This window comes from Reinekea sp. G2M2-21 (assembly GCF_015687175.1).
Taxonomy (GTDB): domain Bacteria; phylum Pseudomonadota; class Gammaproteobacteria; order Pseudomonadales; family Natronospirillaceae; genus Reinekea.
In genome coordinates, this window is record NZ_JADPQG010000012.1 from 32,961 (window position 1) to 43,226 (window position 10,266).

Here is a 10,266-nt window from a genome sequence, read left to right on the forward strand (position 1 = left end):
ACCAAAAAAGCCAGCGGATCTGCTGGCTTTTTGTCTTTTATTCCACTGCAGTAATGAACTCACTGTAAATGCCGTTTTTATCGACCACGGCTAATTCAAATTGATACATCAACGCATTATCCAAACCGGTGAACTGGTATTGCTCTGTTGCGGCATTATCAATAAACACATGTTTGAACTCGGTGTCAGATGTTTTGCGATAACGTATTTCGTAACCCGAAATATCAATTGTGTTTAGTGGTTCCCCATTCATTCGTTGAAAAGGTGTTGACCAATACAGCGTGACGGATGTTTTTATCTCGCCGGTACCGCTATCACCATCGCCGGTTCCGCTATCACCATCGCCGGTTCCGCTATCGCCATCGCCGGTACCGCTATCACCATCGCCGGTTCCGCTATCACCATCGCCGGTTCCGCTATCGCCATCGCCGGTACCGCTATCACCATCGCCGGTTCCGCTATCGCCATCGCCGGTTCCGCTATCACCATCGCCGGTTCCGCTATCGCCATCGCCGGTACCGCTATCACCATCGCCGGTTCCGCTATCGCCATCGCCGGTTCCGCTATCACCATCGCCGGTACCGCTATCACCATCGCCGGTACCGCTATCGCCATTGTCGTTTCCCTCGCCCGGACCTGTGTCACCATTGTCCGGGTCTGTATTCTCATTGTTAGTGTCAGTCTCTGTGTTTGTCGTGTTGTCTGTTCCGTCGACATTAACATTATCATCCTGATCTAACGGTAACACCTCGATCTGACAGCCGGTTAAAAGGCTCGCTAATAAAGCCGCTGCCACAAGGTGGAGAATGTTCATAAAGGTGTTCGTTGCTCTCGTGTGTCTTAAGGGTAGGCGGATGGTATAGAGCAATTTGTTTTTTTCATGTGATGGAATTCAACCTGTGATCAAAAAAATAATTGAATTTATAACTCTGTGATTGCCAGCTCATTTACCGCTCGGCGAAAGAAAAAAAGGGTTTGTGTCAATTGGTGATGCAAGCGTTTATGTGACTCAGTAGCAATTTTTAGAAAATTGAATCACATTTTTAGGAAATAGTTTTAACAATAATATGACTGGTAATTAAGATAATGATGTCAAAATTTTTGAAGCGGAACTGATCAACAATGGGATTGTGATGGAGTCGCTTTTCTCATAATAGAAATCAAATTTCGCAACGTTACATACCAAAAAATGGAACCGACAATTCCATTTCGTTTCTTGGCTTGTTTTAGTTGGTTTATCAGTTCGCCGCCGCAACGACAAAGTCACTGTAGATACCGTCGGCGTCATACACCGCGACTTCAAACTGATACTGCGTAGCGTCGGTCAAACCATCGATAACATATTGGGAAACAGCTGGATCGTTTAATTGAACCGTTTGATACGTTGCTTCGACATCCGTCTTGTAACGGATCTCATAACCACCAATGTCGTTCATGGTCATCAGTTCACCATTCATACGTTGCTGCGGTAAAGACCAATACAAGGTGACGCTGGTAAACATCGTGCCAGTATCAGTGCCAGTATCAGTGCCAGTATCAGTGCCAGTATCAGTGCCAGTATCTGTGCCGGTATCTGTGCCAGTATCAGTGCCAGTATCAGTGCCAGTATCTGTGCCGGTATCTGTGCCAGTATCTGTGCCGGTATCTGTGCCAGTATCTGTGCCGGTGTTGCCTTTTCCGTTGCCGTTGCCGTTACCACTGCCGGTTTCCTTCCCGTTACCCTTTCCTTTCTCATCTGTTTCGACAGTGCCATTGTCTGATGAAAGTGTTTCGAGTTGGCATCCGGTCAACGTGATCATGAAAAAAGAGATTGCAATGAGATTAAGGATTTTCATTCCAGTTACGCCTGTGTGTTGCATTAAGAAGTTTTGCGCATGGTAGTGTGGGAGGTTTTTTTTTCGTGTGACTGGGTTCAAGCTGTACTGAGTTGTCACAAAATTGTGTTTAAAAAGTTTTTTTTGACACGGTGAGTTCTCATCTGCACTTAAGCGTTGACGTAATAAAGGCGCAGACACAATGAAATGTGAACTGGGTCCACTGCATCAAATTATTGGCGTATGTGTTTTCCAATTTACTGTGTCGTTTATCTTTTAGATTTCTTTTTGGAACAAAGAGTGTTCGTAAAATTTTAGCCAGGTGCGATGAGCGAAAGGCATGAGAGGCTCTTTTTTTTACAGTGGCCTTGAAAAACACCAAAGCAAAAAAAACGGAACCCGAAGGCTCCGTCTTTAAAAAATTTAGAAACGTTGACTTAATTAGCTGCCGCGACCACAAAGTCGCTGTAAATACCATCGGCGTCGTACGCAGCCACCTCAAACTGGTACAGAGTCGCATCCGTCAAGCCGTCGATAATATATTGGTCGAGCGCCGGGTTATTTAGCTGAACCGTTTGGTAAGTGTCATCGGTATCCGTCTTATAACGGATTTCATAACCGCCAATGTCGTTTGAGGTCATTGACTCGCCGTTAACGCGTTCCTGTGGCATGGACCAATACAAGGTAACGCTGGTGGCTACTGTTCCAGTGTCCGTGCCGGTATCGCGTCCAGTGTCCGTGCCGGTATCGGTTCCAGTGTCACCACTATTGTCGGTAACCGTTCCATTGTCGGTGGTTGGACCCTTATCATCCACGATGATTTCTTCCTGGCCGATAGGTGTTATTTCGATCTGACATCCTGTCAATGCAACGAATGAAAGTGAAAAAACAATTAAAGGAAGAAATTTCATGTTCTGTGCTACCTGCGTTTTGGTTAAAAGTTGAGCAAATGGTACGCAGGGCGCTGAAATAAACGTGTGATGGGGTTCAATTCGTACTTTGTTGTGACAAAAATGTGCCGAGACAGCTGTTTTTGGCGTATATGGCGTGATAATTCGTGGGAAAGTTGACGGATTCAGGTTATTTCAACGATGTTTTGGGGGCACAAATGCGATGATCAAAAAATTGACTCTAAACCCCGGATTTCGGGCGCTTCCGGGGTATCCGTACAATGTGCTGTTCATCACACAAAATCCGCATGAACACAGAGCCCTGTGAGTCTTAGATCAGGTATTTGAGCGAGGGAAGTCATCAACTGAGTTCGTTGGACCCATAACCCTTGCTTTCGCAATGATTAGTATGACACCTGAGGATATTTATATGAGTTTGTAAACCAGCTCGGCGGCTGGCTGACCTGCCGGTGGATTTGGTGATCAAATACCGCCAATTTCCCATCGACTCTGGCGTGGGTTTGGCGATATTCGTCAAGGACGTGTCGAAAAATCACTCAAAAAGGCAATTCTGATTGAATTTTATCCAGTTTTTTTGCCAACCGGTTCAACTTATAGCATTGTTTGGATCTCGCTCGGTGTACAGCCATTCACCGGCGAACAGTTAGCCAGATGTGTTTCTTATCCCTGTTGTTAGAGAAGTAGCAGCTCGCCGCCCTCGGGTGGCTTTTTTTTGCCTGTCGGTTTTGTTTCTGATTAACGCAACCGGATGACGCGCCAGCGCTGGCCGTCCATCTCTTCATCGCCTTGGGAGTGTGGGTAACGCAGGGTCGCGACCTGCTGCAGCGGCACCGTTCGCTCACCGCCGTGGACACGCAATACAAGGCATTCGTCGCCCTCAACCTTGCGCAGCGTTGCCGCTATGCCCTGGATGCGTTCGCCACCAATCCGCGTTAGCCGAACGGGTAAGGCCAACACGCACACATGCTCAAAGTGGTCCTGTATGTCACACGCAATAGGTTTGTTCATTCAACTTCCTGTAGCAGTATCCGCTGTTCCGATGCCTGCAGTTCACGCATCTGTTCACGTAGTGTATTCACCGCCACGTAAAATTCACGCATTAATGCCAGCGCAAGGTAACGCCCTTGCTCGGTAACCACATACGCATCATCTGCAACTTGAATCATTCTCGCTGTTTTTAGTGCGGCGATATCGGCGCTCCATAGTTTCCGCAATCGCCTGTCTACCGGTGCTACGGCCGCCACCTGTAAGCTAAACAATTGCAACAACATGCGGTAACTCAGTGCCTGGGCTGGCGTAAAATGTTGCCCCGCCACCAACCGGTTACCGCCAGCCTGTACCGTTTCTATATAGCGTTCAATATTAAAGTCGTTCACCAACAATTGGTGGTTCACATAACTGAAGGCGCCACTGCCCAGGCCCAGATAATGTTCGTTCTGCGTTACGTATTCATCGTGTGCATTCACCGTATTGCGGTTAAAACACCAAGCACTGCTCAGGGTATACCGGTGGCCCAGCACCCGGCACAATTGCTGGTATTTTTTGTGTTCTCCTTTGAGTTGATAAGCCCCCATGGATTCCCGCAACAACGAAGTTTTTTGCCGTGTAGGCATTAACGGATACCAGCTGATCTGTTTGATATCTGCCTCTAGCAACGCAAGCGCATCCTGTTGCAAGCTGGCAACGGACTGCCCAGGTAAGTTGAAGATCATATCCACATTGAAGGTGTCAAAGTAAGCGTTCGCTAACGCCAGGCGGGGCAGAATGTCTTCTGCCGAACCATAGGCCTCAAATCGGTTCATAGCGCGCAGCAGGGTGTTATCCAAACTTTGTACACCCACCGACAGCCGGTTTACACCGGCCGCGCGCAAAGCGGTTAACGTAGCCGGCACCAGATGGTTTGGGTTGGTTTCTACCGACATCACCTTTGGTGCAAACAGTGTTTGGCACAACGTTAATGTTGTGCAAAGCTCATCCACCAACACCGTTGGGGTACCGCCACCGATATACACCTCGCTTACCTGCCAACCGGCCGCGTGCGCCTGACGTATGTCTTCGCGCAAGGCTGCGAAGTAAGCCCTCGCTAACGGTTCACTGAACAACACCCGGTGAAAGGTGCAGTAAGTGCAGAGCGACTCGCAAAAGGGAATGTGCAAGTACAGCGCGACCTTGCTTTTTAACGCATGAGGCAGCGTGGGGCGGATCGGCTGTAAATGCAGTTGATGCCGGAACAACCGCCGCACGGCCGCACTGGTGAGGGGTAAGTCTGAAAACAGCGACATATGAATGCCTCCGTTAAGGGTTAGTTTCAGTCTAGCCTCATCGTTTTCGGGTGGTTTGATGCAGCGCAGATTATGCCGCGTTCAGCTACAGCAACGTGAATTGACGTGTCATGAGTAAAAAATGGCAGGCTGCAGAGCCGCGTCAAAGGCCGGAACGGGTGAACCAACACTTGAATACCTTGCGCAACTGCCCCTATAGCCCAACAACATAACCACGCCCTTTAAAATAAAAGCGACCGTAGTAGGATTTTAGCTCGTGCATTGATATACTCTGCCGCCCTTGAAATTTGGCCGTAACGCCCAATTAAAGGGGAATGGTGATTTTAATCCCAGCCACACTCGAAAGAGTGCCTTAACGAATTCTGCTCTCAGTAATGTTTATGCAATTAAGTGTTTAAGCGTTATGGAGGACGTACTGGCAAGGCGTGATTTGAAGCGAGCAAGGGCATGTACTTTGGTATATGACCGAGTGAAGTGAAAATCAACAACGCAGCCAGTGCAGTGCAAATAGTTTAAAGGGGGCGACCTGGCTTCGACGCGGATTACAAAGCTCCAGGTGCATGTCGTAATGGTAGCGAATTACGTTAAACCAAAGCTGCAAACTTATAGTTGCAAATGATGACAACTACGCGTTGGCTGCTTAATTAGGAAACTACTTAAGTAAGTAATGCTAAACTGGGTCTTAGTTACCCGGCGATCACTGGTTTGTGCCTGAACGGGCCTACTGATCGTTAAACATTCAGGATAAGCGAAAAGGTTGCCAAGGCCGGATCGCCGACAACTTATATCCCTGGCTCCCCGAGTCGCACCTGTCCTTCGGTAACGGCAAGGGTAAACTAAAGAAGTGACTAAACATGTAGGACCGCGAGTGGCGGATTTGCGGACGCGGGTTCGATTCCCGCCGCCTCCACCATAAAACACAAAATAGCCCTCACGCCGTGTCGTTTAGGGCATAAGTTGGCAAAATTGACAACTTATGCCTGACACCGGCTAAGGGCTTTCTAATAAAATCAAGCACTTAGCTGTTTTTGACAGCTTATGCTTGATTTTTTTTGCCTAAGCAAAAGCCATATTACCGATTCTTTTATATTTACTGTTTTTAGACTTAGCTTTTCTTTTTCTTGATTGATTGTCTACCGCTTTTTGAATGCGGATAGCCATTTGATCTAATGTAAATTTATCATTTATTTCGTCAATTAAACTCGGAGGGAAGTATCGAATGATTGCTTCTATGCTAGGTTCTCGTTGTTTAGACATTAGATCCGAAACAGCTCTTTCAATTTGGTAACTTAAGTCAGTCTCCAGCTTCTCCCTCAAAATGAGGTTGTGGTCGTTGTATACTTGGGAGACCTGTTCACAAAGTATTTTGTGGTGCCGATACAAATAGTTTTTGTCGATTTTAAAGTGTTCTGCAATAGCCTCTCGGCTAGTAGGTTCTATTTTTCCTGCCGCCATATCCTGTAAGTAAGCTTTAATCTGGTCTTTCAGAACAATTACGCCAAATTTCGAAAGTTGATTGAATTTTAAGCACAATCCTTTGTTTAAAATGATTTTTTTCATGAATATATTCGTCGGGTAAAAGAGCTGATGGGGACCAAAAAGCGTCAATGCGCGCTGGATAGCAAATAAATTCTCAATTTGGGGTCGCTTCTCCCCACTGATCCAAGCTCTAACAGTTCTTTCGTTTACACCAATAGTATCCGCGATGTACTTACTGGTTGCCTCAGGGTAAGCTTCGCGAAGGGCTTTCATATTGGCTATAAATTGCTCGCTTTTTAACTGATATTCATCGTACGTATGGACATAAAACATGGTGAACATCGTCTTGAAATTATCAAGTAGATCCAGATCAATAGAAGCTTCATATTTGTCTCCTAGGAATTCCTGGCAATAATGGCAATAGCCAAGCTCAGTGGACGTCGAAACATAAGGCTGTGTTCGATGGCAGGACGGACATTTGGTGCTGAGTTTTTGTCCATGCACCATACAATGTTGTACATGATCTAGAGACCAGTAAAGATCATCGAAACATCCACTTTCATCTTCGCTGCCAAACTTGCTTCTTCTGTTTGAGTAGCACCTAGAACACCATTTCTTGTGTTTTGCGATGAGTCCATGAGATTTGGGATCAATGACAGAGTGCAAATAGCTATATGAATAAAATTTTTCCCTCTCAATTCCACACATTCGATTCAGCTTTCTCTCAAATTCAATTGTCTCATGGGTGCATGAGTTAATTTGGGATGCGATTTCGAAGTTGAAAAACTCCCGGCTTCGCTTTGATCTTCCTTCATTGAAGTAGTGTTCGTAGAGCGCCGTAGGCGGGATGTTGTATTTGAAGGCGATTCTACTCAAGCGCGAAGTGTTTGATTCGCAACCTGTTTCTCGGCGTTCATCCAAGTAGAATAATTGAGGGTTATTACCTCGAGCGGCCGAAATTTCGAAATGGCTAAGTCTCAGCATATGGGATCCCTCTTAGGGTCTCGCACTCCGACTGGTTTATTGGTTTTCTTCCCAGGTTTCCTTTTTTTCATACCAATCCGGTTCCGTATATCACTGAACGACGTCCGTTCTAACATTGCCTCTCCAGTTTTAATTTCATCCCAGATAGTTTCGATATCATCACTGCTTATGCTGTGCTCAAACAGAAGTGATGGGGTTAGCGTGGAGGTTATTGACATCGAATCAATCGCACGCTCTATCATCTCTTTTAAGATTCCAATACATCCGGCACAGCGGACGTAAGCTTCATCAATATTGTTTTCAGCTAGTAACTCGGTACTTAGATGGAACGGCACATGTGCCAGAAGTCCGGAATAAGCGGTAAGAAATCCATTGTACTCTTCAGCTGCTATTTCTTTTGATTTAATGCTGTCAGATAAGTCATGGTGTCGAAAATGTAGGTTTGTGCTTCGGCGGGAGTTTTGGCCGTTCCAATGGATTTTTTCGATTCCTTCGTAGGTCCCAACTAAAATGAATTGGCATTTGGAAATATTTGTAAGGCTCTTCAATACATCCAGGTTGTGCTTAACGTTCGCTTCGGTATAGACAAACATGTGTTGAATCTCGTCAAGAATGATGACTTGCACATTCATTTCCCTGATGCGCTCAATAACTCGTTGTCTGAGTTCGTCTTCACTAAGCGATTTTAAAGAGAATACATTTGGTGAATTCTTTGACTGGTCTGAGTGCTTAGCCTGTTTAAGCAAATCTACTGGAGGGTGCATCAGTGCTTCGAGTATTTCCTTGTACATCATTTTCCAAGGAAATTTTGTTACATCACCTAGTGCAGGAACCTCGACATAGATAGCCGGTAAATCGCCAATTTTCATTGACGAAGCAGACTTATTGAAGCAAGTGATTAAGGATTCCTTACACACCACAGATTTACCAGCTCCAGTTGGTCCGGTTATTTTGATAATCGGGTACTTCTTAAAATCAAATAAACGACTAATGACGTCATTGAGTATCTGATCGAATTTCGGGTGGTCTAGTAAAAAGCCCTCGGAAAAGTAGTCAACGCGGTTTTCTTTGTCCTGTTGAAGGAGTTCTTCTGGAAATGCAGCTTGATTATGATACATATTATGTCCCTCTCATCGTCGTTTTGAAGTTGGAATAGGGATATTCCAAGGGTCATCCGAAATACTGTCTTCAATTAACTCTGGTAGCGCTTCTACCTCCTTGGGTTTGATTTTCGGGGTGTTTTGAACTAACTTTTTGTTACCTGAAAGCTTCGCTTTTGTTTCTTCTATGTCCTTAGAAATCTTGTGATCATTTTCAGATCTAGCTCTTTGGTTTTCTGTCCGTTCTAGAAGCACCGATTCAGTCGTTGAGGATAATATTTTGCTTATGTGCCTCTTTCGAGTTTTAGCAGGTTCCCATTTTCCCTTGATAAAGAGATAGATATATCGATAGTCCTCTGGATCCCATTTCGCATCATATCGAGTCGAGACTTTGCTGATCTTGTGAAACTCATTAGAGAAATAATCCATCTTGTTGTATCTGACGTATTTTGATTTTTTAGCCGATAATTTGTTATCGTGAGTATCTACAAGAGGTAAGGTTGAGTAATAAAACTCGTCTGTCATTTTTTGCTGGCACTTTGGTTTGATTCCAAAGTTTCTTATCGACATTTCTTCTAAATCTAGTGCCGTGAGCTTACCAACTTGAGCTTGGTTTTCGTTGTAGCTGGTAAATGCGGTGTTAAGCAAAGATTTAAGATCATCCAATGACCAGATTGAATTGCTTTGGGGTTGCGATTTTCCATCGAGCTGTCGAACATTCTTAGCCGCTTTATTGTTGCCTTCAAGATTATGAAAAAAAGTAGTGTTTAGAAGCCCAAATCCTCGTTCTATTATTCCACCTTTTCTTGGTTGTCCTTCTCTTGACGCAATTATAATTCCGTACAACGCACAGAACGTTTCAAAGCTTGTGCAAGTCAAATCTTTCCCACCGTCGACATAAATGTATTCTGGCAGTAGTCCAAACTGAACAACCATACTTCGAATACACATCATGACGCTTAGGTAACTAGGGTTGTTATAGGACAGGAATGCGCCAAGCCACTTATGCGTATATGCATCCCTAATAGCGGTCAACCACGGCTTTTTACCATCAACTGTGAAAACGTCTATTTGGGTGTGATCAATATGGCAGTACTGGAGGAAACGAGTTGGCCTGCTAAAGGGCAGATCCAAATCTTTATCGTCGTTTATTAATATGTCTATTTGATACGCATGTTTTGCACTAACACGTTTGAATGCTTGTAAAACAGGGGGTAAAGCATTGACTCTGTCGTATATGGTGGTCTTTGACGGCGGGTCCTCATTTTCTGCGATACACCTGTTTTTTGCCCTTCTAAATACCTCTGCGGTGAGAATTGCCGTATGAGTGAGATAGTGTTCATTGATGACTTCTTTGATTATGATTTGAACTTCATCGGATAGCCGAACAGTTCGGTTTCCCCTACCTGGTATATTGGGTATAACAGAAGCAATATGCTGTTCGTTTTTGTTGAAGCTTTCGATCCTTCGGTACATCGTTCGTTCGGAAATCTTAAGTTCTTCCGCCGCAGCTTTTATCGTAATCTCACCCGATTCAATTCGATGGATAAAGTTGATTGTCTCACTTGCAGTCTTTAATTTTTCTTTTGAAGACTGTCTAACTAGATTGTCTAGTCGGTTAATATTGAAATTGAAAAGCTGATCAGAACTCTGTAAGGCAGTTTTTCTGAATTGGAAAAAGCTTTCTTTATTATTG

General features: G+C 44.8%; 8 protein-coding genes and 1 other RNA gene. 1 reads left to right on the top strand and 8 read right to left on the bottom strand.

Features of this window, described 5'->3' with window-relative positions:
• Window positions 1–37 precede the first annotated feature (37 nt).
• From IYN85_RS24810 to IYN85_RS24830, 5 genes are all read right to left on the bottom strand, one after another.
• Window positions 38–814 (bottom strand): fibronectin type III domain-containing protein, encoded by a 777-nt coding sequence (locus IYN85_RS24810; protein ID WP_196161675.1) that lies wholly within the window; start codon window positions 812–814, stop codon window positions 38–40.
• Window positions 815–1,238: 424 nt separating this feature from the next.
• Window positions 1,239–1,835: a fibronectin type III domain-containing protein gene (locus IYN85_RS24815; protein WP_196161676.1), complete on the bottom strand. Its 597-nt coding sequence runs from the start codon at window positions 1,833–1,835 to the stop codon at window positions 1,239–1,241.
• 416 nt (window positions 1,836–2,251) lie between these two features.
• The gene (locus IYN85_RS24820; RefSeq protein ID WP_196161677.1) at window positions 2,252–2,725 is read right to left on the bottom strand and encodes a fibronectin type III domain-containing protein; all 474 of its coding nucleotides are present in this window, start codon (window positions 2,723–2,725) and stop codon (window positions 2,252–2,254) included.
• A 735-nt stretch (window positions 2,726–3,460) separates the two neighbouring features.
• Window positions 3,461–3,733 carry a Rho-binding antiterminator gene (locus tag IYN85_RS24825; RefSeq protein WP_196161678.1) on the bottom strand — a complete coding sequence of 91 codons (273 nt, stop codon included), beginning with the start codon at window positions 3,731–3,733 and terminating at the stop codon, window positions 3,461–3,463.
• Window positions 3,730–5,007 carry a coproporphyrinogen III oxidase family protein gene (locus tag IYN85_RS24830; protein WP_196161679.1) on the bottom strand — a complete coding sequence of 426 codons (1,278 nt, stop codon included), beginning with the start codon at window positions 5,005–5,007 and terminating at the stop codon, window positions 3,730–3,732. The genes IYN85_RS24825 and IYN85_RS24830 overlap by 4 nt, the downstream gene beginning before the upstream one ends.
• 517 nt (window positions 5,008–5,524) lie before the next feature.
• Between IYN85_RS24830 and ssrA the strand changes: the two genes are divergently transcribed.
• Window positions 5,525–5,920: a transfer-messenger RNA gene (gene ssrA / locus IYN85_RS24835) on the top strand.
• 143 nt (window positions 5,921–6,063) lie between these two features.
• Here the strand turns inward: ssrA and IYN85_RS24840 are convergent.
• From IYN85_RS24840 to IYN85_RS24850, 3 genes are all read right to left on the bottom strand, one after another.
• Window positions 6,064–7,470 (bottom strand): TniQ family protein, encoded by a 1,407-nt coding sequence (locus IYN85_RS24840; protein ID WP_196161680.1) that lies wholly within the window; start codon window positions 7,468–7,470, stop codon window positions 6,064–6,066.
• Complete coding sequence (locus IYN85_RS24845) at window positions 7,464–8,588, bottom strand: TniB family NTP-binding protein (protein ID WP_196161681.1); 1,125 nt, start codon at window positions 8,586–8,588, stop codon at window positions 7,464–7,466. The genes IYN85_RS24840 and IYN85_RS24845 overlap by 7 nt, the downstream gene beginning before the upstream one ends.
• A 12-nt stretch (window positions 8,589–8,600) precedes the next feature.
• The coding region (locus tag IYN85_RS24850) for a DDE-type integrase/transposase/recombinase (protein WP_196161682.1) at window positions 8,601–10,266 on the bottom strand (1,666 nt) is incomplete at its 5' end.